The organism is Bacillus sp. FSL R9-9492 (genome assembly GCF_038007365.1).
GTDB lineage: Bacteria > Bacillota > Bacilli > Bacillales > Bacillaceae_G > Bacillus_A > Bacillus_A mycoides.
The window spans coordinates 1,230,605-1,257,243 of the sequence record NZ_JBBOXC010000001.1 but is presented as its reverse complement, the minus strand read 5'-3'; the positions used below and the strand labels follow the sequence as shown (position 1 = coordinate 1,257,243).

Sequence of the window (26,639 nt, the reverse complement as noted above, 5' to 3'; positions counted from 1 at the left end):
ACTCCTTTTTTTCTCTCAGTCCTTATTTACCCCAACGAAGAGCTACTGCTCCCCATGTTAACCCGCCGCCAAAACCGACTAGTATAATTAAATCACCATCTTGAATACGTCCATTTTGCAATTCCTCTACCATTGCAATTGGAATTGAAGAAGCCGATGTATTACCGAACTTTTCAATTGTCATACTCATTTTTTCTTTCGGTAAATTTAATCTTTCTCTTGCAGATTCCATAATACGAATATTCGCTTGATGTGGTACTAAGAAGTCCACATCCTCTTTCGTAAGTCCCGCTTTTTCTAACACGCGAAGACAGGAATCACCAAGTTGGCGAACAGCAAATTTAAAGACTTCTCTGCCGTTCATCATAACATACTCGTCTTGATAAAGATGCTTACCGCCACTTCCGTCCGCTCCTAATTCAAAAGAAAGTACACCTTTCCCTTCCGAAACAGCTCCCATTACGATAGCACCTGCTCCGTCCCCAAATAGTACTGCTGTATTTCGATCGTTCCAGTCTACAATTTTAGATAGTTTGTCACTACCAACTACTAATACATTTTTATAAGTTCCCGTTTGAATAAATTGCTGCGCTGTAATCATTCCGTACATAAAGCCAGCACACGCTGCACTTAAATCCATTGCGGCTGCGTGTTTTGCGCCAATTGCTTCTTGGATTACACAAGCTACTGCTGGGAATGCGCGATCTGGCGTTACTGTTGCCACTAAAATAAGATCGATATCCTCTCCGCTAATCCCGGCATCTTCAAGTGCTTTTTTAGAAGCCTCTACCGCCATATATGAAGTATCTATTGTATCATCGGCAATGCGTCTTTCTGCAATTCCCGTTCTCGTACGAATCCATTCATCAGATGTATCTACGATTTTCTCTAAATCGTGATTTGTGACTACTTTTTCTGGCACATATCTTCCGATCCCTAAAATGCCCACGTTCACATCGCAGCCCTCCGTTTTATATCAATTATTATGACTTGGTACTAATTTTAAAACATAAATGTACTTTTGTCTAGAATATATTTCAGCTAAAAAATAAGACAGCGTATTACTAACTTTATTTTTCATTAAAAGAAACAGAAAAATCCCTATCCTTTCAAAAGATAAACTTCCCAATACTTTTGACCTTACTCCCCTCGAAACAAAAAAAGCCCTTTCCGCTTCTATCCACAGCTCGAGCCTCTCTTCCATCAAAAAAGAAGGGTTTGGTTTTATTCTTTATCTGCTTTCCCTTCAAAACTAAGACCTTCTCCTCATAACCTTCCCCTTTAGCCTCATCATCCCTCAGGTTTCACTCCACTCGAAACAAAAAAAGGCCCCAACCGCTTCTATCCACGGCTCGAGCCTCTCTTCCATCAAAAAAGAAGGGTTTGGTTTTATTCTTTATCTGCTTTCCCAAGCTCATATGCTTCGCCCATTACTTTCATCAATAGCTCTAACACCGGCTGTGCTTTCTCCATATCAAGTGCAATTCCATTAGAATCTAAAATTGCCTTTGCTTCTGGTAAATGCTTCATTGCGATTTGTAAAAATTGCATACTTTTTTCGTTCATGTAATCTCTTCCTCTCCATTAAAGCTTTTCAATCAATTATCCATACAATAGTGTAACACGCATGCTACCCTTCGTATAACTCTTTATATTTTTTCATATGCGCCAATTGTTTATTTAAACCGAATTCTACTGGTGTATTTTTTTGAATAGAAATAACCTCTACAGCTTCATCTCTTACTTCCACATTTTTTTTATTTACTTTATCATCTGCATGCAGCAAGGTCATACCTTTTTCCCATAACGCTTCTTTTCCGCTAAGTAAGTTATATATACCGAGGTGTTTTACATTCATTCCATTTTCCCATAAATATTCACATACATCTTCAACGTAAAGTAAATCGCTTCCTTTTTCTCCATTTATACAACGGCACTCTTTTTCATCAAGTTCTGATAAAATAAGCTGATGATACATCATAAACGACGGTTGCCACGGCCCATATAATGTAGGAACTCGATATGCACTATATTGTAATTCGCCTTTTTTCAACCCTTCTTCCACTTTCGAAAATAGATGTTTGTTTTCGGATTCTTCAGTGCTTCCTATTTCAATAGAAGAAATTAGATTTAACTTCACTTTATTTTTTTCACACATCCTTACGATTCGTTTTAAATATTGTAATATGACCCTTTCATTCCGAAATCCACTTTGCTGATTCGGCTCATACAAGCAAAAATAAACCGTATCGAAACTCTCTTCCTCTACCGATCGCCATCCGTCTTCATCCCTTATAGAATAGTACGTAAATAACGCATTCCGCCCAATCAACAATAATTTCTCTTCATTAATTTTTGTCATACTATCAAATTCATCAAAATCAAGACCACATACTTCTACTTCTTCTGCAATCATTTTATTCACAAGGTGATAACCTACAAACGTAAGTGCACCTATAATCAGCACGCGTTTCATACCACCAACCCTTTCCCCTTGAAACAAATAGCTCCTCATTTATGTATATGGGAGCTTCACAATTCTTCTTCATATTTTTTAAAGAAATCAGTCGTTTGTCTAACCATTTTATATTTCACATCTTGCAGATGGAATAAAACAGAAGTATCGCATTGATTGAATTGCCTCATTTTCTCGTATTTACGTAACAATTGTTTTCTTCCTCTTTTTTCCTGTGTTGAGACAAAAATTTTAACAGGTACACAAGACGGCAGAAGCGCAAATGATTTCTTATTTATTTTTGATTCTAATTCTTCTTCTTTGGAATCATACGCCAAACTTAATTCCTTCACTAATCTTTTGTAAAAAAACTTATGCTCTTTCTCAAAATCCACATATTCTGGTAAATCTAAACACGGATTTAACATAACGACAGAACGTATACATTCAGGGTATTTGTTCATCATCTCCAGTGCTACAAGCGCTCCCATACCATCTGCCATAATGTGCATTTTCGCATTCAATGTCTCTTTTCTTAGAACGACATCATACAAACGTTTTGCAAGACGAACAGCTCGATCGTTCCCCCAATGCCTTCCGTATAAGTTAGATGAAAAGACCGTATAACCTTTTTCAATAAGGCCCTGTAAAAAATAAGCTCTCCCTGCATGCTGTGTCCATAAACTTGTACCATTCTCAATAAAATAGTTATAATCTCCTAGGAGCATAACAGAAAATCCATTTGGCTTTTCCGGTAAATAAATTACACATGGTTCTTTTTCTAAGTAAAAAAAACGTTCCGTAATACTCATTTTTCCCCCGCCTTATTTTCTAAACGTATAAAAGTACTCTTTTATAATGTATGAACAGAATGCAAATTTGCGTTGAAAAATCTACAAATATTTTTCTATATTCTTTTTTCAATTGTGTTACAATAAGGACAGATTGAACGAATAGAGGTGTAAAATATGCGTTTCATTTGGGCATTAATTTGGTCGTTCGCGCTTGTACATATGATGAGCTACGTAATCGGCTCTATGACTGGCGGTACATACGATTTTAACCAAGCGTCTATTTTCTCAGTTGTTCTTGCGGTATTAGTATTAGCGATTTCAGCTGCAATTCCAAACGAGCCAGTAGAACAACACTAAAAAGAGTCCGGATTTTATCCGAACTCTTTTTTTACTTTACATGAACGACTAATTCATTATTTTCAACATCAACAACTACGTGACTATTATCCGTAATCGCTCCTGCAATTAATTCTCTCGCTAATTTCGTCTCAACTTGACGCTGTACGTATCGTTTTAACGGACGAGCTCCGTACAGCGGATCGAATCCAGCTTCTACAACAAATTCTTTTGCAGATTCCGTCAATTCTAATGATATGTGGCGATCTGCTAAACGCCCTTGTAATTCTTGTACAATCTTATCAACAATACCTTTAATTTCATTCCTTGTAAGAGGTTTGAATAAAATAATTTCATCGACACGGTTTAAGAATTCTGGTCGGAAATGTCCTCTTAATTGTCCCATTACAAGTTCTCTTGACTCTTCTTTAATAGAACCATCTTCTTCTAGCCCTTCTAATAAGTGAGCAGATCCAATATTTGAAGTCATAATAATAACCGTATTTTTAAAGTCTACTGTACGTCCTTGTGAATCTGTAATGCGGCCATCGTCTAACATTTGTAATAAAATGTTGAATACTTCTGGATGTGCTTTTTCGATTTCATCTAACAAAATAACAGAATATGGTTTACGTCTTACTGCTTCTGTTAATTGTCCACCTTCTTCATATCCAACATATCCAGGAGGCGCTCCAATTAAGCGTGACACTGCGTGTTTCTCCATATACTCAGACATATCGATACGAATCATTTGCTCTTCACTGTCAAATAATGTTTGCGCTAACGTTTTTGCAAGCTCAGTTTTACCAACACCTGTAGGGCCTAAGAAAATAAATGAACCAATTGGACGATTCGGATCTTTAATGCCAGCGCGAGCACGAAGTACTGCGTCTGATACAAGGCTTACCGCTTCCTCTTGACCGATAACACGCTCTGATAAAATTTGTTCAAGACGTAATAATTTCTCACGTTCACCTTCAACGAGTTTTGCGACAGGAATACCAGTCCACCTTGAAACAATGTCTGCAATTTCTTCTTCACTTACTTCCTCGCGTAATAAGCGATTCTCTTGTTTATTATGTGCACCCATCTCTTCTGCTTCTTTTAACTCTTTTTCGATAGCTGGAATTTTCCCGTGGCGAAGCTCAGCTGCTTTATTTAAATCGTAATTTCCTTCTGCTTCTTCTAACTCACGGCGCAAGCGCTCTAAATGCTCACGTAAGTCACGCACTTTATGAATGTCTTCTTTTTCTTTCTCCCATTTCGCTCTCATACTACTTGCAACTTCTTTTAAATCCGATAATTCACGTTGCAATGTTTTTAGGCGCTCTTGACTACCTAAGTCCTTTTCTTTCCCAAGAGCAGCTTCTTCAATTTCCAGCTGCATAATGCGGCGCGTTACTTCATCTAGTTCTGTTGGCATAGAATCAATTTCTGTTCGAATTGTTGCACAAGCTTCATCAACAAGATCAATTGCTTTATCGGGCAAGAAACGATCCGAAATATATCGATCTGATAAAACAGATGCCGCTACAATCGCGCGGTCATGAATATTTACACCGTGATAAATTTCAAAACGCTCTTTTAAACCACGTAAAATGGAAATTGTATCCTCAACAGTTGGCTCTTCTGCTAACACTTGTTGGAAACGTCTTTCTAACGCTGGATCTTTCTCAATATATTTACGGTATTCATCTAATGTCGTTGCCCCGATACAATGCAGTTCACCACGCGCTAGCATTGGTTTTAACATATTTCCCGCATCCATCGCTCCTTCTGTTTTACCAGCGCCGACGATTGTATGAAGTTCATCAATGAATAATAAAATGCGACCTTCACTCTTTTTAATTTCATTTAATACAGCTTGCAGACGTTCTTCAAACTCACCGCGGAATTTTGCTCCGGCCACAAGTGCACTCATATCTAAAGCGAAAATTGTTCTATCTTTTAATCCTTCTGGGACATCTTTTTTCACAATACGCTGCGCTAATCCTTCAACGATTGCTGTTTTACCAACACCTGGCTCTCCGATTAAAACGGGGTTATTTTTCGTTTTGCGTGAAAGAATGCGGATCACGCGGCGAATTTCACTATCTCTGCCAATTACAGGATCAATTTTCCCTGCTCTTACTTCAGCCACTAAATCACGGCCATATTTTTCTAACGCTTCATAAGTTGCTTCTGGATTTTGACTAGTCACTCTTTGATTCCCCCGAACTGTCATTAAAGACTGTAATAAGTTATCTTTCGTAATATAAAATTTTGCGAATAATTGATTTATATCGCCTTTTTCTTCAGAAAAAGCAAGTAATACATGTTCGATTGAAATGTAGTCATCTTGCAATTTCTCCGCTTCTTTTCCTGCTCTTACAAGCAGTTGTTGCAAAGCACCTGTTACATATAATTTCCCTGCCTCTGCCCCGCTTCCAGTTACAGAAGGCTTTTTCTTAATTAAACTTTCTACATCTGTTTTTAACGCTTCTATATCGACATTCATTTTTTGAAAAATACGTACCGTTAATCCGTCTTGCTTCTCTAATAACGTAAGCAATAGATGAACAGTATCTACTTCTTGATGATGATGAGATACCGCTAAAGATTGAGCACTCATAATCGCTTCCTGTGTTTTCGTTGTCATTTGATTTAAGTCCATCTTTACAGCCCTCCAAATGTTTGACTTTCTTTGACCTTTGATTTGATTATACGCCAACTGACTTTTTTATACAATAATTTTGCTTATGTAGTTCAAACTTATTATTGGAAAAAGAAAAAAGTAACATTCATTTTCCTAATCAAAAAAGCCGCAATAACGATTGCGGCTTCTGTTACGGTTTTCTTTTATATGTCCACTGACGGTTATGATTTGCGTTCTCTGGAAACTTTTCACCGGCAGTTAATTGTACCATTTGCGGATTTTTCACCATACTTCCCGTTTCACCAATTTCTACGTAAATGCCATCATTTGGCGCTTTTTGCCCTGAACGAAACCTTCGATTTTGTCCCATTTCCATTCTCCTTCCATGACGTCTTGCCTCATTAGTATATCCATTTTAAAAGAAAGCTTTTCTGTCATGTTTAGGAAACAAGTACTACGGTTTACCCATGTACATATATATAATTACACAAGCTTAAGCAGGAATTATTGGCATATTTGTTGAAAAAAAAGAAACCAACCTACTTTAGGCCAGTTTCAAAGGAGAGTCAAACATATACGAGAAGATTACATGTTCATTATAAGTCGCATTGTTCAAACAATGTAACCCTTTTCACAAATTGTACATAACGAAAGAAACATTGTTTGAACTTTCTAAAAAGATGTTGACTTTTCCTAATTTCCAATGAGAAATAGTAGACACCACAGCGCTTCGCGACGTAAGATGGATATATAGTGAAACTTTCATTTACAGTAGTTTCACCCAGTCTAACCTCTTATTTCTGCATATTAAAAACGGAAATACAGATAGAAATAAAAAAATTATTATAAGAGGTGAAATTATGAATAAACAACATTTAATCGCATTAGACTTAGACGGAACTTTATTAACAGACAACAAAATAATTTCTCCAAGAACGAAAAACACAATTGCAAAAGCAAAAGAACAAGGACATATTGTCGTTATTTCAACAGGACGTCCATTCCGCGCTAGTTACGATTATTATAAAGAACTTAGCCTTAACACACCAATCGTAAACTTTAATGGAGCTTACGTGCATCACCCTCTTGATTCAAGTTGGGGAACACATCACTCTCCTCTCGAACTTTCAACAGCACAAGAAATCGTCCGAGCTTGCTTTGATTTCGGCGTGAAAAATGTCTATGCTGAAGTCATCGATGATGTGTATGTCCGTGAAATTGATGAAGATAAAAAACATATTTTTGAATTCGGTTCTCCAAGGATTTTCACAGGAGATTTATTAAATATTTTAAACGACCATCCAACTTGCTTATTAATCGATGCACATGACGAGCATTCTGCTGTAATTCGCCAACATTTAACAGATATGCATGCTGAAGTCATCGACCATAGAAAATGGGGTGCACCTTGGCCAATTATTGAAATTGTAAAAAGCGGATTAAATAAAGCTGTCGGATTACAAAAAATTTCAGGCCATTATAATATTCCTAAAGAGCGAATTATCGCTTTTGGTGATGAGGATAACGACTTTGAAATGATCGAATTTGCTGGTCATGGAATCGCAATGGGTAATGCGATTCCTGAATTAAAATCACTTGCAAATCATACGACATTAACGAATGAAGAAGATGGTATCGCTCTATATTTAGAAGAGGTTCTTGGATTGTAATCTAAAAATTCCCTGCTTATAGTTTCTCGCTAAACGCTCATACTATTATTAGACGCAAAAGTCAGCGCGTCAATTGTTTTCAGCTAAATAAAGGGGGTTTTTCGAATGGGTAAAAAGAACAAATCAAAACGTTTTATCCAGCAAGGAGCCGATGCTGTTATGAAGCATGATGCAAGATTCCCGTACAGAGGTACATTAGCTGAGGCAGAAAAAGCGAGAAGTAACTCTTCATTTGGAGGGGTTTAAATGGGGAACTTACTATTCCAACAAGCTAGAGACGCTGTTTCAAGTGCCGTTTCTTGTTCAAGTGGCGCTGAACAACAGGAACTCGTTTATAGAGCAAAAAACTCTTTGCACTCTGCTTATGCAAACTCTTCAACTGCTGAAAAAGTTCAGCTACGTGAAATGCAGGAGCAATTGCAAAACATTACGAATTCGCATTAAAAAAGGAGGACCAGCTTTGGTCCTCCTTAATCTTTTCTAAACAATCCAAACACACCGACCGTTTGCAGTATATTTGTAAATGCACCTGGGTCCACTTGTTTAATAACCCTCTCTAATTCGTACAACTCGTAACGAGTAATAACAATCATTAACATTTCTTTATTTTCATTTGTATAAGCACCTGTTGCTGGTATAGTTGTAATCCCCCTCACTAAGCGAGAGTGAATCGCTTTTCGCACATCTGCCCCGTTCTTTGTAACAATTAATGCCGTAATCTTCACATGACGGGTATGAATCGCATCAATAATTCTCGTTGATACATACAAAGTGACTAAAGTATATAATGCCTTTTCCCATCCATATACGTAGCCAGCAGCGATAATGATAAGTGCATTAAAGAAGAAAAAATACGTGCCGACAGGCTTATCTTTTATTTTTGATAAAATCATAGCAATAATATCTAGACCACCTGTAGAAGCCCCCCACTTTAAAGCAACCCCTACCCCAATCGCTGAAATAATACCACCAAAAATCGCATTCAATATAATATCGTGCGAAACCGCTCTAACTGGGATAATTTCTAAAAACAAAGTCATAAATACAACGCAAAGAAAACTAAAAAATGTAAAGGCCTTCCCAACCTTTTTCCACGCTAAAATAACGACAGGAATATTAAACAAACTAAACAATACCCCCGTAGATATATGAATAGATAAAAAGTCACCTAATATTTGTGACAATAATTGAGACAATCCAGCAAAACCACTCGCATACACTTTCGCTGGTGTTAAAAATAAATTCATCCCAATCGCATTTAATAAACCCGCAATAATTACAACGACTAACTTCTTAATAAGTTCAGTATAATTCAGCTTCAAATCCATTTCTAATCCACCTTTAGTATTCATGAATGCACCGCTATACATAGTCTTTACGAAAAAGGAAATGATAAACATACAACGTTTAGAAATGGAGTTGATACATATGCCACATACTAGCGATAACGACAAAAAAGCACGCGACAATAATGCAAAGCGCACTCAAAAAAATGAACAAGAGCAAAAAAATATTCAGCAAGGAAAACGTGCATATTCTAAGAAAACCGATCACCTTTGATTACATCGTACATCAACTTTAATGTTGATGTACTTTTTTTACATTTTACAGGGAAAAAACATTAAAAATTCACTTCATGTTCACTTCTATATTCTACAATAGCGATAACATATTCGGATGAGGTGTTAGCATGAAAGGAAAAAGTACATTCATTATCACTGCACTAATAAGTATATTAATGCTATCTGCTTGCGGACAAAAAAATGACTCGGCCACAATCGCTACAACAACAAACTCAACCATTACGAAGAGCGATTTCGAAAAACAATTGAAAGATCGATACGGAAAAGACACGCTATACGAAATGGTAGCACAAGATGTTATTACTAAAAAATATAAAGTATCTGATGATGCGGTAGATAAAGAAGTAGAAAAAGCAAAAGATCAATATGGAGAACAATTCAAAGCAACACTAGAAAATAATCGTTTAAAAGATGAAGAAGATTTCAAAAATCAAATTAAATTCAAACTTGCATTGAATGAAGCGATTAAACAAAGCGTTACAGAAAAAGATGTGAAAGACCACTATAAACCAGAAATTAAAGCTAGTCACATTTTAGTAAGTAACGAAAATGAAGCGAAAGAGATAAAGAAGAAATTAGATACCGGCACTTCATTTGAAGAATTAGCAAAACAAGAATCTCAAGATTTAGCATCAAAAGATAATGGCGGAGACCTCGGATACTTCGGGGCAGGAAAAATGACACCTGAATTTGAAAAAGCTGCCTACAAATTAAAGCCCGGCCAAATTAGCAATCCCGTAAAATCACCAAACGGCTATCACATTATTAAACTAACTGATAAAAAAGATTTACAACCTTACGATAAAGTGAAAGACTCTATACGTAAAGACTTAGAAGAAGAACGTCTTGCCGACCCTTCCTTCGGTCAAAAATTATTACAAGATGAATTAAAAAAGGCGGATATTAAAATAAACGATAGTGACTTGAAAGATACATTTTCTCATCTTTTTGGGAAAGAGAACTAAAATAAAGCACGATCTTATTTTTTCAAATAAGGTCGTGCTTTTTAATCTTTCATCAATATTTCCAACTTTTTCTTCAGACTTTTATAATGCCAATTGATGTGATCTAGTTCTATCTCTACTTCAATTAATATATCTAACTGCCCCTATTTCACGTTCTTTCTCGGAGGATAATACGGAACGACGTTTTATTAATTGTTCCAGTACATTATCTTGCACTTTCATACCTCCCTTAATTCGATGCTTATACCTCTTTCTCTAACAAATTATATGCATTTCACAATTAACCACGGATACCACAATATTTCTTCTGCCTCAATTTCCTCATCATCAATTAAATGGATAATCAGCTTTGCATCTTCATACTTATCAACAAGTGATAAGTCATTTAATTTCTTACCAAACGCTTCAAAGTCCTCTTGTAAATTGTTATGAATAAAAGAATAAAAATTATTGTTACTAAAACCACATATATCAAATCCTAATATTTCATCATTTTTAACATCAGCAGGTAATGAGCTTTCGAGAAAGTCATATATAGAAACTTTAAAGTCATTTTCTTCCCGCTCATTCATTAAAAAATCCGTCCGATACTCTTCTGAAAGATGCAAACTAATAATCTCCAGATTTTCTATCCCTTTTAAATAATTTCGCTTAAAGAATCTCGCATCTTCTAAATTTTTAAAAGTATTCGGCCACGAGAACTTTTCTTCTTCCATTAGTGTATCTAAAAAAGATTGTCCACTTTCATGTTCCTCTTTACTAATCTTCAACCTTCCATTTATCATCTGAGCAATAGGATCATTTTTATTTGAATTACACCAAGGGAAAAACCAATAATCTGGAAATGTAGGCCGAATCCCATTACATATCGTTAAAATCGTTTGTGATAGTCCCTCAATATTGCATTCTTTATAGATAAGTTCCCTATCGTAGGAAATTATGAGGTATCCAGCGTTATAAACTTTCATATGCATATCTCCTTTTCAAAGGGTTACTAAACACTCATTACAAATGTGGAATCCTCATACTTCCGGTTAGCTATACAGTTTCTACTTTACGGATGCTCTCTAGTTTCTTTATACTCATCAATAATATATCCTGAATAAGCAGTAGCCTGCCTCTCATATCCAATTCTCGTTAGTTTTATATCATTAATCCATTGGAAATAATGCGTTAGCTCATGCGCAATAGTAACCAGATAGCATCCTAAAGCGTTATCTTTTCCATTTTTCTGCACCGTATCATAATAATCCCCTGTCGAAATACGAATATACGGCTCATCATTTCGATCAAATGGCCCAAAGAAAGTACCATAGACTAACTCTCCATCCATTGCCTTTATTTTATATGAAGTTTTCACATAAATAGGTACTCTAATTGGGAAAAAGTATTCTTGGCGCAACCATTTACAAAATTCCTTAATGGCTCTTCTTACTTCAGGATCAACATCTGTATCAAATTTCAATCGTAATCCAGTACGGTGACTCTCCTCTTCTAAATTATAATATTCTTCCCAATTCGTCAGCGTCCAAATATGCATATTATCAGCCTCATTACTTCATATTTCCTAAAGAATGAAGGTTCATTTCGATTATTTGATTGGCTCTCCTAATTTTTCACCATTTTTAGTTTAAATGCTAAAACTATCCTACCTTCTAAAAACTATAGAATAGTTAATCCTATAACTTTTTGATGTTATAACATACCTCTTCTATACTTTTTACATCCGCTTCAAATGATACTTCATACTCCCATTTTTCACTCTTTAAATCATTTTTAGAAAAAATAAAGTATACGAAAAATCGATTTCTTTTGAGCTTCACTTTAAGATCCATTTCCTCTTCATCGGCACTCAATACAGCTTCCTTAATTTCTTTTCGTAGTAATGCTTCTAGTTTTTTACCAAATCCAATTATTTCACTCATCAAAAACATTGGCCCTTTATACTCATAATGGACATTATTTGAGGATACAGCTAAGAAATTCAGTTGTAAATCACGTAAATACAACTCATCATCATTTGGATACAAAGATCCAAATGATGCAATGGTTATCTTTTTTTCGCCCCCTAAAAATACCATCTCAAGTTCTTTTCTTCTTTCCACCATATGACCTTCTTCCATTGCTTATCCTTCTGTGAACAATACTTTAGAGTAATAGCATCATATTCGTAACTTGCGATCACATTTCCTTCTCCATCTGTTTCGTATAACGGATTACTTTGTATCAAAAAAGTGCATCCCAAAATTAAACTACCTGTTTAATTTTGAGATGCACTGAATCTATAAAACTTTATTTTTCTTTTTCAAAAATAAAAGCTGATATTCCATTCATCATTAAAAATGAATATTATCAATGAATTAATTTTATAATCTCAGAACGACATGTATAAAGTATTATTACTTTCAATATTTACATAATCATCCCTTTATTACAGAGCAGCATAGTTTTCAACTAAAGCTTTCCTATACCTTTTTCCTCCATCGCGAAAAATTTCTTTATGGTACTCCTCCGTTTCAATAAGAAAATCAGAAAGAGGCTGCCATATCTTTGTATCAATCATCTGATCCCTATAAATATCTTTTTCACTAATTAGCACTGCTACTTCGTTATGAACATCAATCACCAATAACACCTTTCCAGAAGAAAATAGTATATAAAGTACATAATGATCACGCAGTGATAATCCGAACTCTTTTCCATCCTTTTCTTCCCGCCATGTGACTATGTCCCAATAGTCTTCTGATGATATATTTACATCAAATTTTGCTGCCTTTTTTACATCTTCATCATAATATCCGCTTTTAGTAAAAAATAGAAAGGTTCGATATCGAAAAGTTTGTTTTGTACATATATATGCCGTACGCTCTCCTAAAACTTCACCTATTTGTTTTAACGAATCAAGAAATTCATCTTCATCAAATTCATAGTCACTAAATAACAATACATATTTATCAAGATCACCTCTGACTACATACTCTGGTAAACTTTTTTCCATATCTACCATCTCGGCAATTCTTTTATAAACAAAATTATACTCTTTCTCGGTAAGTTGAAATAAGTTATCTATTTTTCTCAACCTTTTTCCCCTTTCCCTTTAACCTAAATTTAATAACATCTTTCTTTTTCTTCGCCCCTCTTGGATAATAGTCAGCAGTATTTAAACCATCACTAGATCCATTGCGAGTAGTTATTTTCCTTCCATTTTTAGTGAAATTCCTAATTTGTAAACCTTTTTGGTAAAATGTTTCTTGATTCCATCCCGCTTTGTCCAATCTATTGTGTAATTGGCGCAGACTTATATTTTCCTGAAAATTAGGCTTGGATTTCCTAGCCGTAACATTAGTAAACTTAAGCTTTGTACCATATTTAAATGTATTATATGCTAATTTTGCACCTTTATAAGCTGCCCCACCAACTAATCCGGTACCAACAGCTACTGCAGCTGCTTTCCAGCCATTCTTTTTATACGCTTGATACCCATCATAAGCTGCGAATCCTGCATTGAATACCATCCATGCTAAATGTCCATCTGGATCTGTCATCATCACCGGATTATTATCACCATACGTATACCCATTCATTGTAACCGGATCATCCTCATCACCTGGATCCGGATCCACTGATAAGAACACACCATGATCTGGATTATAATAACGCGCCATCAGATAATACATGCCAATCTCTTTATCATACATGTATCCCGCATATCCAAACGGATTATATTATCTGCTGCGATACCTTTCGTATCACTTTTTAATACGTTGCCCCATGTATCATACTCATACGTGGCTACAACTTCTTTATTTTGATTTGCCATCGCAACGACATCACTGTGACATATATAAAGAAAGAAGAGCCTATATTCGCTCTTCCTTCCACAAATCATTTCTCTATTGATTCTTCATCCTCTTCTACATCATATGATAGATCTTCATTTGCTTCATTCATACACACATTTAACAAATGAATCTTTCTAACCACTAATTTTTCTGGTGATATATTAATAGCCTCTAAAAGCAAACTGAATATACATGTAAGTACCAACACCATAAATAACAAAAGCAACTATAGTAATTAGCCAATTTTCACGAGTTTTTTGTACATACTTCGAGCATGCCCAAATAAGAAGTAAAATAATTAATTGAATTACAATCACTTTTGAGACAGCAATTATAGTAGTTTCCGTAACAAATATTACCCATGCCCCGAACAACATACGGATACCAAAAATAATCGTCCCAATACGTGTTTCAGTATATTGTTTATTTATATTTATAAAAAATATATCTTGCAACATAACAGTTAATGTTAATACAGCTACTAAAGCCAGGATAGAAGCACCTTCCAAAATTTCTATAAACACTTTTAGTCTCCCTTCATTAACGTCTTCCTACTGCATTCGAAATCTTCATAAGTTTCGCTGTCGTTGAATTTTTAAATGCTTTTTCCCTTTGTTTTTTCGCCCTTTTCATTCCATCAAGTCTAGCACCTGGGTTCCTTTTAATCTGTTTTATAGGATTCTTCTTAAAACGTTCGATATTGGATTTTACTTGTCTAACTATTGGCTTATACCCTTTTTGAACCACTCTTTTTCCAACATTAAAGTGAGAAAGATATCCAAATGTTCGTCCTATCCCACCAAACAATACACCTTTAGCTGCTCCATATCCCGCTGCTTTAAGTCCACCCTTCCATGTATAGCCTTTATTTCTGTTTTTATACAGATACTTCCCTACTTCCCAAGCAGCGCCTGCTGCAGCACTACCAATCCACCAAGCAACATGCCCATCCGGATCCACCATCATCACCGGATTATTATCACCATACGTATACCCATTCATTGTAACCGGATCATCCTCATCACCCGGATCAGGATCCACCGATAAGAACACACCATGCTCTGGGTTATAGTATCTCGCAATCAAGTAATACATACTAATTTCTTTATCATACATGTATCCCGCATACCCAAACGGATTGTCTGCTGCGATACCTTTTGCGTCGCTCTTTAGTACGTTACCCCACGAATCATATTCATACGTTGCGACAACTTCTCTATTTTGATCTGTCATCGCAACTACGTCACCACGAGGGTTATAGTATAACGCTTCTTCTTATGATTTTATAATCAACAAAAATTAATGTATCCAAAAAGAGAGAAGAGTCTACATCACATCAGCTCTTCCCTCTTTCAATTACTTCTCTGTTTATTATTCTGCTTTCATTTCTTCTGCATCATATAGCAAACATTCATTTTCCAATTCAAATAACGAACTTACCATCCATTTTTCATAAATTTTCTTCTATATAATTTTTAGCTACCTCATTGTTTGGGTCATCTTTTAATATATCCTTTGCCCAATTCATAGCTGCTTTTTCTTCAAAAACATCATCTGGAACATTAGCAAAAAACAATAAAAACTCCCTATATTGCATATCATTAGGCTCCAATTCGATACACTTCTTTGCATGATAAAAAGCAGCTAGATATGCCCCCTCTAAATGACATAGTGGATGACATAAAATTTCTGATGCTAGTGCATGTAATCTAGCATCATTTCGACTCTCTAAATAACTAGTCAAGAAAGTGTATACAATAATATTGGGTTCATTAAAAGACCATTCTATTAAAAAATCCTCTAATTCCTCAATACTTATTTTATTTGCATGTGCTATCGCATTTCCAATGTCTCCTCGATAAATTGCATTTTTTAACAAATTATTCATTATTTTATCCACCCATTTGATATATATATCTTCCTGTTCTTCTTAACATACGTAACCGTTACCTGTTGCCCTTTCAAATTTCACTAACGCTTTTACAATTCATCTTCTACATAAAATACTACATTTTGAAAATTGCTTTTAAATTTCTCTATGTTATAGTCATCATCACTTGCAAACATTAAAATTGAAGTATCAAAAAAACCAAACTCCATTACTGATCCTGGCAACGTTAAATTGTACTCATCTTTCCAATACTCTCTGTTTTCTAAAATAATTGGAGTGTCTGGAATATTTTCAAGGAGTTTTTCATTTCCTTTCTCCACAGCAATCACCACTCCAAATATAAGTAAAACTTTATACTCTTTCAAAAAGCTATAAAGATCTTCACCTGAAATATAAAATTTTTCTTGCTCAAATATGGTATCCATCACTTCCACTCCGCCTTTATATACATGCGGCACCATATCTGCAAATATCCAATCATACTTGCTCATGTCCTCAAATATAAATGAGAGCATTTCGTTTATATATCCTGAATCATCTGCTACATAAAATCTCATAGTATCACCACTTCTTTCTTAAAGGATACCACGTAGTATGCTGTGATTTTCCATTTCTCCATTTAAAATAATGTTTGTGAGGAACTACAGGGTGTTTCTTAGCATTTCCATGATTACTATAATCTATATCTTTTATAGCTCTACCCCGGTGATCATAATATCGCTTTTTATCTAACTTTCCATTTTTAAAGTGATATGTCACACTATTTTTCTTTGCACCATCTGTTGGTATTTTCCGCTGATCAAATACTACCTTTCTCTTCGGCGCCCCAATTTTCCCTTTATATTTCACTGTTTGCTTTACAGCACGCTTAGCCAATTGTTTACCTACAAAACGTCCTACATGTGGAGCAGCCATTCTAGCCCCATGTATAGCAAGTGGAACAAACCACGCTAAATGCCCATCCGGATCCACCATCATCACCGGATTATTATCACCATACGTATACCCATTCATTGTAACCGGATCATCCTCATCACCCGGATCAGGATCCACCGATAAGAACACACCATGATCTGGATTATAATAGCGCGCCATCAGATAATACGTGCCAATTTCTTTATCATACATGTATCCCGCATATCCAAATGGATTATCTGCTGCGATACCTTTCGTATCACTCTTTAACACATTACCCCATGCATCATATTCATACGTTGCAACAACTTCTCTATTTTGATCTGTCATCGCAACTACATCACCACGAGGGTTATAGTGGTAGTATACTGTTTGTCCTTGCGATTTCATTGCTAGACGTGTACCACTTGTAGAATATACATATTGACGAAGTACAGTTCCACTTCCATCTGTTTCATACAATGGATTGATACTATCTCCATCGTAGAAATAACGTGTTACCTGACCATTTACATTCTTTTCAATACGACGATTATCCTCATCATACTTATAAGTTGCAAATGCATCGCTCTCACCTTGTTTTGTGATAGCTACAATCTGGTCATCTTCATTCCACGTATATTTGTACTTCCCGTCAGATGTACGATTGCCATTCGTATCATACGTTAACGATTCGTTCCCGAATTTTACAAGCTGATTTCCTTCATTGAATGTTGCCGCTATAGACTTTGTTTCTTTTCCGTTCTCTACAACTTTCACACTTGTACGGTTTCCAAATCCATCGTATGTGTAAGATTTACTTGTTCCGTTTGGTAATGCCTCGTTTAATAGTTGGTTAATCGTGTCATATACAAAGTTTGTTTCTGTTACTTTCCCGCCCGCACCTTCATGTTTAATCTTCGTACGGTTACCCGCTTGGTCATATTCATAGCGTTCAGAAAGAAGAATACTGTTCGATGTACCTACTACTAAATCTTTAATTTTGTTCGTGTGATCATAGTTAAAGGTAGAACCTGAACCATTTCCGGCTGTATACGTACGAACATTTCCTTGATCATCATAATCAAATCGATACGTTTGAGAACCATCTGTCACACGTATGTTTTGATCTAACGTGTTGTAGTCATATGATACTTTATTTGTGTATCCGCCTTGCGTTACTGTTTGTTCTTTTAATTTTTCTGTCTTACTATTTGCTTTGTCGTGATATGCCCAGTCAATTTTTCCGCCTCGGCTATCCGTTGCACTTGTGACGCGGTCTGCCATATCATATGTTTTTGTGCGTTCTACACCGTTGACAAGGTCTTTTACTTTTGTAACTTGTCCATTCGCATCACGTTCGAATGTAAATGAATCTTTTCCATTTCGCTTTTCACCAATCGCGCGGTCTGCTGAATCATAAACAGATTCTAAAATTGAGCCGTTTGGCATTTTTGTCTGAGTTTTGTTTGCATTCTCATCATACGTATGTTCAATACGACGGTTTAACGCATCAATATAGACTGTATTTTTATTATCTCCATCATATTCGTATTTGTGTGTTTGTGTCTTTCCACCAAACATGACAGATTTCTCTGTTGTATTTCCATTATGATCATAAAGATAGCTTACAGAGGTACCATTCTTTAATGTAACATTTGTTAATAGATTATCTTTGTTGTAATCATATAATTTTGTATTTCCTTTTTCATCTGTCTCGCTCTTTTTATTTCCTGATGCATCGTATGCGAAGGTATTTTTTTGCCCCTCTTCATCATACGCTGCGATGACATTTCCATCGTTGTCATACTCGTTTTTAATGAGCGCATTTCCTTCTAGTAAACGAACATCATCAAACCATACTTTTCCTTTATTATTGTTTCTAAATAACAGATATACTTGAATCTGCTTAATTGGTTTCTTAGCTGGAATGACAACCGCACTACGGTTCCAATCATTTGTACCGCTTGGGAATTTTGCTTGATAATTTTCACCGCTACCATCTTGATAGTAAACATCTGCCCAAATTGAATAGTCTCGTGATAGTTTATCTGGCGCATCATTCTCTACATTTTCAGATTTAGACATTCCTGTTAACGTGATTGGTTCTGCTTTTTTCTGATTTAAATTTACATGATTGCCATATCCTACATTTGAATCATTCATATAAGGTTTCGGTAATGTGAAGACGTTTTCTTTTTTCTCATCTTGGAAGTCGATTGAACCATCTTCCTGTATATTTGGTGTTAAATCTGTTTGTAATGCAAACGTAAAAATATGATGTCCTGTATACTCACGTAATACAAAGTCTTCTTTTACATTTTCATTAAACGTCGTACTCTTTAAATCAATATTTGGGAAAATTCCTTTATACCATACTGTATTATTTTCATGTGTTGCGGTTACTGGTGATGGCTTCACTTCACCTTTTTCACCATTTGCACTCATTAATTTGTACTGAATCGTATGATCTTTTACTTTAAATTGAACGTACTTTCCGTCTTGCGCTGTTTTCTCGAACTCTGGTTCTAACTTTGTATTTTCCGTTACAATTTTTTCGTTTGGTGCTTCTACTAATTTTGGTGAAACCTCTTCTAGCTTTCCATCTTTCTCTGTATGGATTGGTTCCATATATACCTTCTTTGTAAACGTACCATCATTGTTATCGAAAACCTTTTCTGTTTCTGTTCTTTCTTCCACAACCTCAATTGGATTTGCCTTTGCCTTATCCTTCTTTAACTGATTTGGATGTGGAGGGGGTATTTCTTTCTCTTCTCTCTTCTCTACTGCTGGACTTTGTTCTGAATTTGGAGATGGTGTAAACGGTGGTGCCGTTTCCGCCAATCCATTCAGCGGTATAGGGGTAACAATTAATGCAACTACCATAAGCTGTATTAAGTACCTATACCATTTTTTCTTAACTTGCTTCTTTTCCATACATTCACCTCTTTTTTTAAATAATCCCCAACACTTCGAATAATATCAAGAAAATATCGAATTTTTAATTAATTTGTCTTTTTTTACAAAAAAATGAAATAAAAAAAGACCTATTTTCCTCCTAACAAACTAGAGAAAAATAGATCTTTTTCATTCACTTTATTTTTTAAAGTAAGTCCAGCCTTCTTCTTGGTAAATTTTTTCTTCTTTCATCAATTTACCAAGTGCACGCTTAAATGCAGCCTTACTCATATTGAAACGTTCTTTAATGTCTTCTGGGTTGCTCTTATCCCAAAACGGCATCGCTCCGCCTCGTTCTTCGATATATGCATAAAGTACTGCTGCATCATCTTCCATTCCTTCTTCTTTACGAGGAAGAAGTGAAATGTTGATTGTACCGTCATCTTTCACGTCAATAATACGGCCTGTTACGCGCTCACCGATGCGGACTTGTTCTTTTCTTTCTGTATGGTGTAAGAAAGCACGGAAATGCTCGTCAGTTAGTATGAATGAACCAACTTGAAGTGAGCGATACACACGTCCATTTACGTTTTTATTACGCATAGATGGCGTTGCATCTACGATAATTTCTTGCATATCACTGTCTCTTGCCGGAAGAGCAATTAAACGATCACGATTCGTTAATTTTAACGTACAATATAATTCGTCGCCTTCCTGAGGCCATACTGGCATATAAATTGGGAACTCATCAAGTGGAATTAGTATATCTTTTGATACACCAATATCAACAAACACACCTAAACTAGGAATAACTTCTACAACCTTTACCCAATTCCAATCATGTGTTGTAATAATTGGTTCCTTCATTGTTGCTGAAATACGATTTTGGTGATCAAGGTATAAGAATACATCAATCGTATCGCCTTCTGCAATTTCTCCAGCTAATTCGTTTTTATGTAGGAAGATTTCTTCCTCTTCGTTTCCAACCATATATCCGATTTCCGTTTCGCGTAAAACAGTTACCTGTTCAATCGATCCTAATTGCAAATACATATTTTTTAATTCCCTTCTATATATATAAAATTATCTTTTTTATCATTCCAAACAAAAGTTAATTATAACACGATTTTTCCTTTATTTGTCCAACTGCCCAAAATTCACTATAATTAAATAAAGACTGTATCTATAGGACTATATTCCCCTACGGATGATCCGTCAAAACACTTAAGTTGCAACACTCTATCTAATCGATGTATTTTCCGCTATACTTTAATATGTATATTACATAGCCTATTTAGGTGCATGAAAAGATAGAAATTTATTTGGAGGTGCTAACTATGGCAAAAGAGAGTTCTTTTGACATCGTTTCGAAAGTAGAATTACCTGAAGTAACAAACGCAATTAACATCGCATTAAAGGAAATCCAAAACCGATATGACTTTAAAGGTAGTAAAAGTGATATTAAATTAGAAAAAGAAGTACTTGTTTTAACTTCTGATGACGAGTTCAAATTAGACCAAGTAAAAGACGTTCTAATTTCTAAACTTGTAAAACGTAACGTTCCAATTAAAAACTTGGACTACGGAAAAGTTGAAACTGCATCTGGTAATACTGTTCGCCAACGCGCAACTCTGCAACAAGGTATCGATAAAGATAACGCGAAAAAAATTAACAACATCATTAAAGAAATGAAATTAAAAGTAAAAACACAAGTACAAGATGACCAAGTACGCGTAACAGCGAAAAGCCGTGATGACTTACAAGCAGTAATCGCAGCCGTTCGCAGCGTCGACTTACCAATCGACGTACAGTTCATTAACTACCGCTAAGAAAAAAAGATCCTCTATCTATACAGAGGATCTTTTCTTTTTAACCGCAATTAAAAAAGCAATAAATAATACGTTCACACCGACTATTAAGGAGATAAACAACCAATTCACACCTGTTTCTTCGCTAACTTTATACACATTCGACTCTTCGCGCTTTAAAACAAGATAAAACTTTCCGTTTTCTTCTCTTATAATTTCGTCTTCTAACAATCCTCTTAACTCTTGTTTTTCACCAATTGCACTTACAGGTAAGGAAACCTTTTTCGTCTCTTTCGTATTATTAATCGCTACTAGTGTTACTTCATCTTTATACTTTCGTTTTAATATACTCATTCCATCTTTATCATATAGAAGTTCAAACGTACCACGTCGTAAAGATGGTCTCGCTCGTCTAAGTTCACCTAGCTTCGTTATGTGCTGCATAAACTTTTCATCAGATTTGAAATCCATTAATCGTCTATTATCTGGAGCATCTCCCCCATCTAATGCGATTTCAGTTCCGTAATAAAAATTCGGTATCCCCGGGGATGTTAATAAGTAAGTGATCGCTAGTTTTAAACGAGACGGCGGGTAATACATATTTTCTTTTGCAATACGTGCAAATCGCTTTGTTTCTTGATTATCTAAAAACGTAGCGAATTCCTCTTCTTTTCCACTCACATCATATAAAGGTTTCACAGACATATCTGCTTTTGAAAATGACTCTACTATTTTTTTATAGTACTCATTATCTTCCTTTGTCATAATGTGAAAATCTTTCTTTACCTTCTGCAAATCCTTTTGCACTTCATCCCAAAAAGCACGCGGCTTTTTTTCACTATGTATCACATAACTTCCGTCTAAATCGACTTCTTTTATCCACCATTTCATCGAGTCTATTAATTGTTGTTCATTTTCTTCATACGGAAATTGAAAGACAACTTTCATTCCTTTTTTATGAGCCTCATTTACAAGTTCTTTCACATCATTTTCTGTTCCGAAATGTTCATTTACTTTTCGAAAATTCCGAACGCTTAATCCATCATACTTTTCACTTTCAAAAAGCGGCGAAAGCATAATAGTAGTAAATCCCATTTCTTTTATGTAGTCCAATCTTTTTATAATCCCACGTATATCTCCGCCCTGATACCCTTCTAAATTACCAACGTCTAACTGTTTGTCATTTTTCGATTCTCCGTTATTAAAGCGATCAATCATAATGGAATATATAACTTCATCTCGCCATTCCCTTTTTTCTTCCGCAAAAGTATGTACTGGTACAAACAAAATAACAGCTAAACAAAAACAAATGAATAGTTCCTTAGTCCATATTTTTTTCACACGCATCCCCCAAACTTCCAATTGTAAGAATATTATACCAATTTTTAGAGCAAATCGCATACGTTGATTTTATCCCCCAAAAATACATCATGTTAGGTTTTCTAACATCATCTAAAAAGTTTTCTGAATTTTTAGTTGATTTTTCTTTTTATTTCGAATATGATATGAAACATAACATATAGATGTTATTTTTTCTAACATCATAGGAGGAGAGAGAATGAATACGGGAGATACAGTTTTTATTTTTGTAACGACAGTAATGGTCATGTTGATGACACCAGGATTGGCACTTTTTTATGGGGGTATGGTTCGCAGTAAAAACGTACTCAGCACGACAATGCACAGTTATAGCGCAATGGCTATCGTTTCGATTCAATGGATTGTTATCGGTTATTCTTTATCATTCGGGCCAGATTGGCACGGACTTATCGGCAATCTCGATTGGTTCGGTCTAAACGGAGTTACCTACGCACCAAACCCAGACTACTCATCTACTATTCCTCACAATTTATTTATGATGTTCCAACTCATGTTCGCTATTTTAACTCCCGCTTTAATTTCAGGGGCATTCGCCGAAAGAATGCGATTTTCTGCCTTTCTTATTTTTATCCTTCTTTGGACAACAATCGTTTACAATCCTGTCGCTCATTGGGTATGGGGCGTTGGCGGATGGCTGAGAGAACTCGGCGCGTTAGACTTCGCTGGTGGTAATGTCGTTCATATCACATCTGGCGTTGCTGGTCTTGTATTAGCTATTTTTCTTGGAAAACGAAAAAACATAAGCGGCACCTCCCCTCATCATTTACCATTTACAATGTTAGGCGCAGGCTTACTCTGGTTCGGCTGGTTCGGTTTCAACGTCGGTAGTGCATTATCTTTAAATGACGTAGCTTTAACTGCATTTATTAATACAAATATAGCCGCCGCTGCCTCAGCTCTAACTTGGATGCTTTCTGAATGGTTCTTCCAATCAAAACCGACTGCGATGGGAGCTGCTTCCGGGGTTGTTTCTGGTTTAGTCGCAATTACGCCGGCTTGTGGATTCGTTACACCTTTCTCCGCTCTTCTTATCGGAGCAATTGGCGGTATATTATGCTTCGGAGCTGTCTTCTTCTTAAAAAACAAATTCGGATACGACGATACACTCGATGCATTTGGATGCCACGGCATTGGAGGAACTTGGGGCGGTATTGCAACTGGACTATTTGCTACTACTACTATAAATAGCGATGGCGCTAACGGATTATTTTACGGAAACGCATCTCTCCTTTTCAAACAACTTGTAGCAATCGGCGCAACATATGCATTCACAATCATAATGACGTACGCCATCATTAAAGCCATTAACTTCTTCCTCCCTGTTCGCGTCGATGAGCACGAAGAACAAATGGGGCTTGATATTTCGATGCACGGGGAGAAAGCTTATGAGTATACTGAGCGAGTGAACTAAAAAAAGAGAGGCAATCTATTGGTAGTAGATTGCCTCTCTTTTTATTGTACAGGGCGGCAGCATACCCCATCCAGTATTTACGTGAATATATCAGCGATTCTTTCAATATATCGATTTACCAATAAATTTCGACATAACGAAACCGAAAAATACCCCTGCATAAGTTACGAATCACCGTATTTACTTTTATTCAAACTTAATATAATAAGAAACGCAATCGCTATTACAGCTAAAAAGCGAACTGGATTAAACGGTGTTCCTACCGTTTCATTAAAACGATGATAAATGAAAGGGATCATTTCAAGAACCATTAGCCCCATCGCAATTTTAAATGTCTCAGCCATCGCTTTATTTTTTATAAACGTAGCACGTTCATCACCTTGTTTTCCAATCGCTATAAACATTTTTATAATAGCAAACACTACAAATAAAAAGACACTTAATGCAATAATAAAAATCAAAACATCCATCAAAATACACCCCTTATATGTAAAATTCATTTGACAAGAGTATAACATTTTTTACATTTGGTGTAAAATATCTTTTACATAAAAAGACGACCGAAAATTCTTCCAGTCGTCTTTTCCTATTTACTTCGGAACATTCCCTACATACTGCGTAATATCAACATTTAACGCCCCTGCTAAACGCATTCCGTAGTCATGATCTGCGCGGAAGAAGTTGCAAATAGCTAGTAATTTCGTTTGCTCATTTACGCCTTTTAAGTCGTTTGTTAAGTTCGCAATTAAGTTGTCTTGCTCTTCTTTAGAGAATGAACGGTAACGCTCACCCGCTTGTTTGAAGTCATTTGGTTTTTCAATTTTTTCACGAGATACGTAGCCTTCTACTTTCATAGTTGAATCGCGGTAAGCTGGATCCTCAACTGGATTTTCAGTATGACGGCTCGGTTCGTAGTTTATTGTAGATGGGTTTTGATCCACTTGCATCGCACCATCACGTTGTTGATTACGAACAGCAGCGTATGGGCAGTTTACAGGAATTTGTAAATAGTTTGCACCAAGGCGATAACGCTGCGTATCTGGGTAAGAGAATAAACGACCTTGTAATAATTTATCTTCAGATGGTTCAATACCATTTACAGTTGCACTTGGAGTAAACGCCGCTTGTTCTACTTCCGCAAAGAAGTTTTTCGGGTTACGATTTAACGTCATTGTCCCTACTTCAATTAATGGGAAGCGATCTTCTGGCCATACTTTCGTCGGATCTAGTGGATCGAAATCTAAAGAATCCGTTTCATCTAGTTGCATTACTTGTACGTGTAAATCCCATTTCGGATAGTTTCCTTTTTCGATTGCATCGAATAAATCACGAGTTGCATGATTGAAGTCTTTACCTTGCACTTGCTCGACTTCTTTTGCACTTAAGTTACGTACACCTTGCTGTGGCTTCCAATGATACTTAATGTAAACGATTTTACCTTCTGCATTAATCCATTTAAATGAATGTACGCCGAAACCTTCCATTTCACGGTAGTTTGCCGGTGTACCATAATCAGAAAATACCCACGTCATCATATGTGTAGATTCTGGAGTTAACGTCATGAAATCCCAGTAACGATCTGGCGTTTGAACATTTGTATCAGGTGCTGGCTTTAAAGAATGCACCATGTCAGGGAATTTAATTGCGTCACGAATGAAGAAAACTGGTAAGTGGTTACCTACGACATCGTAGTTTCCTTCTTCTGTATAAAATTTAACAGCGAACCCACGCGGATCACGAGCTGTCTCTGGAGAACCTTGACCATGAATAACCGTTGAGAAACGAACGAATACAGGTGTTTCAGTTCCTTCATTTTGTAAAAACGCTGCTTTCGTATATTGCTTCATGCTGTTTTTCGTTACGAATACACCGTGAGCACCTGCACCACGTGCATGCACAACACGCTCAGGAATACGTTCACGATCAAAGTGAGCAAGTTTTTCTACTAAATGATAGTCTTCTAACAATACCGGTCCACGGCGACCAGCTGTACGAGAGTTTTGGTTATCTCCAACTGGAGCACCTTGGTTTGTTGTTAAGCGCTTATTTGGATTCATCAAGGGTGATCCTCCTCTTT

General features: G+C 36.0%; 26 protein-coding genes and 3 pseudogenes. 8 read left to right on the top strand and 21 right to left on the bottom strand.

All coding sequences use genetic code 11. From position 1 onward, the window contains the following. Positions 1–22: 22 nt before the first annotated feature. From fabH to MKY70_RS06335, 4 genes are all read right to left on the bottom strand, one after another. Positions 23–955, bottom strand: coding sequence for a beta-ketoacyl-ACP synthase III (gene fabH / locus MKY70_RS06350; protein ID WP_001100550.1), 933 nt, complete (start codon positions 953–955; stop codon positions 23–25). A 434-nt stretch (positions 956–1,389) separates the two neighbouring features. Beyond that, positions 1,390–1,566 carry a ComZ family protein gene (locus tag MKY70_RS06345; protein ID WP_002011319.1) on the bottom strand — a complete coding sequence of 59 codons (177 nt, stop codon included), beginning with the start codon at positions 1,564–1,566 and terminating at the stop codon, positions 1,390–1,392. A gap of 64 nt (positions 1,567–1,630) precedes the next feature. Further along, the gene (locus MKY70_RS06340; protein ID WP_341023708.1) at positions 1,631–2,503 is read right to left on the bottom strand and encodes an NAD(P)-dependent oxidoreductase; all 873 of its coding nucleotides are present in this window, start codon (positions 2,501–2,503) and stop codon (positions 1,631–1,633) included. 29 nt (positions 2,504–2,532) lie between these two features. Next, positions 2,533–3,267 (bottom strand): hydrolase, encoded by a 735-nt coding sequence (locus tag MKY70_RS06335; RefSeq protein ID WP_063217364.1) that lies wholly within the window; start codon positions 3,265–3,267, stop codon positions 2,533–2,535. 156 nt (positions 3,268–3,423) lie between these two features. On the opposite strand from MKY70_RS06335, the gene MKY70_RS06330 reads away from it, so the two are divergent. Continuing rightward, positions 3,424–3,606, top strand: a complete 183-nt coding sequence (locus tag MKY70_RS06330; RefSeq protein ID WP_001211112.1) for a YjzD family protein — start codon at positions 3,424–3,426, stop codon at positions 3,604–3,606. A 31-nt stretch (positions 3,607–3,637) separates the two neighbouring features. Here the strand turns inward: MKY70_RS06330 and clpB are convergent, their stop codons facing one another. Both clpB and MKY70_RS06320 read right to left on the bottom strand, forming a co-directional pair. Further along, positions 3,638–6,238: an ATP-dependent chaperone ClpB gene (gene clpB / locus MKY70_RS06325; RefSeq protein WP_341023707.1), complete on the bottom strand. Its 2,601-nt coding sequence runs from the start codon at positions 6,236–6,238 to the stop codon at positions 3,638–3,640. 172 nt (positions 6,239–6,410) lie between these two features. Then, positions 6,411–6,590, bottom strand: coding sequence for a YjzC family protein (locus MKY70_RS06320; RefSeq protein ID WP_002086997.1), 180 nt, complete (start codon positions 6,588–6,590; stop codon positions 6,411–6,413). A gap of 490 nt (positions 6,591–7,080) precedes the next feature. Here MKY70_RS06320 and MKY70_RS06315 point away from each other — a divergent pair, with 490 nt between their 5' ends. The 3 genes from MKY70_RS06315 (at position 7,081) to MKY70_RS06305 (ending at position 8,334) form a co-directional block, all read left to right on the top strand. After that, positions 7,081–7,890: a Cof-type HAD-IIB family hydrolase gene (locus tag MKY70_RS06315; protein ID WP_341023705.1), complete on the top strand. Its 810-nt coding sequence runs from the start codon at positions 7,081–7,083 to the stop codon at positions 7,888–7,890. A 105-nt stretch (positions 7,891–7,995) separates the two neighbouring features. After that, a complete protein-coding gene (locus MKY70_RS06310) occupies positions 7,996–8,136 on the top strand; it encodes a hypothetical protein (RefSeq protein WP_000516816.1) in 141 nt (46 codons plus the stop codon). Then, positions 8,137–8,334 (top strand): DUF3813 domain-containing protein, encoded by a 198-nt coding sequence (locus MKY70_RS06305; protein WP_002011309.1) that lies wholly within the window; start codon positions 8,137–8,139, stop codon positions 8,332–8,334. A 26-nt stretch (positions 8,335–8,360) separates the two neighbouring features. On the opposite strand, the gene MKY70_RS06300 is transcribed toward MKY70_RS06305, so the two are convergent. Further along, complete coding sequence (locus MKY70_RS06300; RefSeq protein WP_002125914.1) at positions 8,361–9,218, bottom strand: YitT family protein; 858 nt, start codon at positions 9,216–9,218, stop codon at positions 8,361–8,363. Between the two features lie 100 nt (positions 9,219–9,318). Here MKY70_RS06300 and MKY70_RS06295 point away from each other — a divergent pair, with 100 nt between their 5' ends. Together MKY70_RS06295 and prsA are read left to right on the top strand one after the other, a co-directional pair. Beyond that, positions 9,319–9,450 carry a DUF3941 domain-containing protein gene (locus tag MKY70_RS06295; protein ID WP_001120851.1) on the top strand — a complete coding sequence of 44 codons (132 nt, stop codon included), beginning with the start codon at positions 9,319–9,321 and terminating at the stop codon, positions 9,448–9,450. A 130-nt stretch (positions 9,451–9,580) separates the two neighbouring features. Then, the gene (gene prsA, locus MKY70_RS06290) at positions 9,581–10,438 is read left to right on the top strand and encodes a peptidylprolyl isomerase PrsA (protein WP_002011303.1); all 858 of its coding nucleotides are present in this window, start codon (positions 9,581–9,583) and stop codon (positions 10,436–10,438) included. 263 nt (positions 10,439–10,701) lie between these two features. On the opposite strand, the gene MKY70_RS06285 is transcribed toward prsA, so the two are convergent. The 11 genes and pseudogenes from MKY70_RS06285 to MKY70_RS06235 form a co-directional block, all read right to left on the bottom strand. Continuing rightward, positions 10,702–11,406 (bottom strand): hypothetical protein, encoded by a 705-nt coding sequence (locus tag MKY70_RS06285; RefSeq protein WP_341023702.1) that lies wholly within the window; start codon positions 11,404–11,406, stop codon positions 10,702–10,704. Between the two features lie 86 nt (positions 11,407–11,492). Next, the gene (locus tag MKY70_RS06280; RefSeq protein WP_088035118.1) at positions 11,493–11,978 is read right to left on the bottom strand and encodes a hypothetical protein; all 486 of its coding nucleotides are present in this window, start codon (positions 11,976–11,978) and stop codon (positions 11,493–11,495) included. A gap of 139 nt (positions 11,979–12,117) precedes the next feature. Next, on the bottom strand, positions 12,118–12,561 hold the full coding sequence (locus tag MKY70_RS06275; protein WP_088035120.1) for a hypothetical protein: 444 nt from the start codon (positions 12,559–12,561) through the stop codon (positions 12,118–12,120). Between the two features lie 308 nt (positions 12,562–12,869). Next, positions 12,870–13,517 (bottom strand): hypothetical protein, encoded by a 648-nt coding sequence (locus tag MKY70_RS06270; RefSeq protein WP_088035122.1) that lies wholly within the window; start codon positions 13,515–13,517, stop codon positions 12,870–12,872. Next, positions 13,501–14,276, bottom strand: a pseudogene (locus MKY70_RS30795) (RHS repeat-associated core domain-containing protein); the annotation flags it as partial. The gene MKY70_RS06270 and the pseudogene MKY70_RS30795, both read right to left, overlap by 17 nt. Before the next feature lie 165 nt (positions 14,277–14,441). Further along, positions 14,442–14,804 (bottom strand): hypothetical protein, encoded by a 363-nt coding sequence (locus tag MKY70_RS06260; protein WP_088035124.1) that lies wholly within the window; start codon positions 14,802–14,804, stop codon positions 14,442–14,444. Positions 14,805–14,820: 16 nt separating this feature from the next. Next, positions 14,821–15,543 (bottom strand): annotated as a pseudogene (locus tag MKY70_RS06255) (RHS repeat domain-containing protein); the annotation flags it as partial. A gap of 187 nt (positions 15,544–15,730) precedes the next feature. Beyond that, the gene (locus MKY70_RS06250) at positions 15,731–16,168 is read right to left on the bottom strand and encodes a hypothetical protein (protein WP_340772085.1); all 438 of its coding nucleotides are present in this window, start codon (positions 16,166–16,168) and stop codon (positions 15,731–15,733) included. A gap of 92 nt (positions 16,169–16,260) precedes the next feature. Continuing rightward, positions 16,261–16,728 (bottom strand): hypothetical protein, encoded by a 468-nt coding sequence (locus tag MKY70_RS06245; protein ID WP_002202793.1) that lies wholly within the window; start codon positions 16,726–16,728, stop codon positions 16,261–16,263. A 4-nt stretch (positions 16,729–16,732) separates the two neighbouring features. After that, positions 16,733–19,222, bottom strand: a pseudogene (locus MKY70_RS06240) (RHS repeat domain-containing protein); the annotation flags it as partial. 939 nt (positions 19,223–20,161) lie between these two features. Then, positions 20,162–21,016, bottom strand: coding sequence for a CvfB family protein (locus MKY70_RS06235; protein WP_088030970.1), 855 nt, complete (start codon positions 21,014–21,016; stop codon positions 20,162–20,164). Positions 21,017–21,300: 284 nt separating this feature from the next. On the opposite strand from MKY70_RS06235, the gene MKY70_RS06230 reads away from it, so the two are divergent. Continuing rightward, positions 21,301–21,792, top strand: a complete 492-nt coding sequence (locus tag MKY70_RS06230) for a YajQ family cyclic di-GMP-binding protein (protein WP_002030284.1) — start codon at positions 21,301–21,303, stop codon at positions 21,790–21,792. An 18-nt stretch (positions 21,793–21,810) separates the two neighbouring features. On the opposite strand, the gene MKY70_RS06225 is transcribed toward MKY70_RS06230, so the two are convergent. Next, positions 21,811–23,172 carry an alpha-amylase family glycosyl hydrolase gene (locus MKY70_RS06225; RefSeq protein WP_341023697.1) on the bottom strand — a complete coding sequence of 454 codons (1,362 nt, stop codon included), beginning with the start codon at positions 23,170–23,172 and terminating at the stop codon, positions 21,811–21,813. Positions 23,173–23,329: 157 nt separating this feature from the next. Here MKY70_RS06225 and MKY70_RS06220 point away from each other — a divergent pair, with 157 nt between their 5' ends. Next, the gene (locus tag MKY70_RS06220) at positions 23,330–24,562 is read left to right on the top strand and encodes an ammonium transporter (RefSeq protein WP_215574578.1); all 1,233 of its coding nucleotides are present in this window, start codon (positions 23,330–23,332) and stop codon (positions 24,560–24,562) included. 164 nt (positions 24,563–24,726) lie between these two features. On the opposite strand, the gene MKY70_RS06215 is transcribed toward MKY70_RS06220, so the two are convergent. Together MKY70_RS06215 and katB are read right to left on the bottom strand one after the other, a co-directional pair. After that, entirely contained in the window at positions 24,727–25,032 is a 306-nt protein-coding gene (locus MKY70_RS06215; RefSeq protein WP_000382767.1) for a hypothetical protein, read from the bottom strand. 120 nt (positions 25,033–25,152) lie between these two features. Next, complete coding sequence (gene katB, locus MKY70_RS06210; RefSeq protein WP_341023693.1) at positions 25,153–26,619, bottom strand: catalase KatB; 1,467 nt, start codon at positions 26,617–26,619, stop codon at positions 25,153–25,155. Positions 26,620–26,639 lie beyond the last annotated feature (20 nt).

Excerpts from the sequence above, each read along its gene's own strand:
- MKY70_RS06235 (WP_088030970.1), bottom strand. The coding sequence starts at position 21,016 with ATGTATTTGCAATTAGGATCGATTGAACAGGTAACTGTTTTACGCGAA.
- MKY70_RS06230 (WP_002030284.1), top strand. The coding sequence starts at position 21,301 with ATGGCAAAAGAGAGTTCTTTTGACATCGTTTCGAAAGTAGAATTACCT.
- MKY70_RS06245 (WP_002202793.1), bottom strand. The coding sequence starts at position 16,728 with ATGAGATTTTATGTAGCAGATGATTCAGGATATATAAACGAAATGCTC.
- MKY70_RS06285 (WP_341023702.1), bottom strand. The coding sequence starts at position 11,406 with ATGAAAGTTTATAACGCTGGATACCTCATAATTTCCTACGATAGGGAA.
- MKY70_RS06310 (WP_000516816.1), top strand. The coding sequence starts at position 7,996 with ATGGGTAAAAAGAACAAATCAAAACGTTTTATCCAGCAAGGAGCCGAT.
- MKY70_RS06330 (WP_001211112.1), top strand. The coding sequence starts at position 3,424 with ATGCGTTTCATTTGGGCATTAATTTGGTCGTTCGCGCTTGTACATATG.
- clpB (WP_341023707.1), bottom strand. The coding sequence starts at position 6,238 with ATGGACTTAAATCAAATGACAACGAAAACACAGGAAGCGATTATGAGT.
- MKY70_RS06345 (WP_002011319.1), bottom strand. The coding sequence starts at position 1,566 with ATGAACGAAAAAAGTATGCAATTTTTACAAATCGCAATGAAGCATTTA.
- prsA (WP_002011303.1), top strand. The coding sequence starts at position 9,581 with ATGAAAGGAAAAAGTACATTCATTATCACTGCACTAATAAGTATATTA.
- MKY70_RS06295 (WP_001120851.1), top strand. The coding sequence starts at position 9,319 with ATGCCACATACTAGCGATAACGACAAAAAAGCACGCGACAATAATGCA.
- MKY70_RS06300 (WP_002125914.1), bottom strand. The coding sequence starts at position 9,218 with ATGGATTTGAAGCTGAATTATACTGAACTTATTAAGAAGTTAGTCGTT.
- MKY70_RS06315 (WP_341023705.1), top strand. The coding sequence starts at position 7,081 with ATGAATAAACAACATTTAATCGCATTAGACTTAGACGGAACTTTATTA.
- MKY70_RS06305 (WP_002011309.1), top strand. The coding sequence starts at position 8,137 with ATGGGGAACTTACTATTCCAACAAGCTAGAGACGCTGTTTCAAGTGCC.
- MKY70_RS06225 (WP_341023697.1), bottom strand. The coding sequence starts at position 23,172 with ATGCGATTTGCTCTAAAAATTGGTATAATATTCTTACAATTGGAAGTT.
- MKY70_RS06220 (WP_215574578.1), top strand. The coding sequence starts at position 23,330 with ATGAATACGGGAGATACAGTTTTTATTTTTGTAACGACAGTAATGGTC.
- MKY70_RS06335 (WP_063217364.1), bottom strand. The coding sequence starts at position 3,267 with ATGAGTATTACGGAACGTTTTTTTTACTTAGAAAAAGAACCATGTGTA.
- MKY70_RS06250 (WP_340772085.1), bottom strand. The coding sequence starts at position 16,168 with ATGAATAATTTGTTAAAAAATGCAATTTATCGAGGAGACATTGGAAAT.
- MKY70_RS06320 (WP_002086997.1), bottom strand. The coding sequence starts at position 6,590 with ATGGGACAAAATCGAAGGTTTCGTTCAGGGCAAAAAGCGCCAAATGAT.
- MKY70_RS06275 (WP_088035120.1), bottom strand. The coding sequence starts at position 12,561 with ATGGAAGAAGGTCATATGGTGGAAAGAAGAAAAGAACTTGAGATGGTA.
- MKY70_RS06280 (WP_088035118.1), bottom strand. The coding sequence starts at position 11,978 with ATGCATATTTGGACGCTGACGAATTGGGAAGAATATTATAATTTAGAA.
- katB (WP_341023693.1), bottom strand. The coding sequence starts at position 26,619 with ATGAATCCAAATAAGCGCTTAACAACAAACCAAGGTGCTCCAGTTGGA.
- MKY70_RS06215 (WP_000382767.1), bottom strand. The coding sequence starts at position 25,032 with ATGGATGTTTTGATTTTTATTATTGCATTAAGTGTCTTTTTATTTGTA.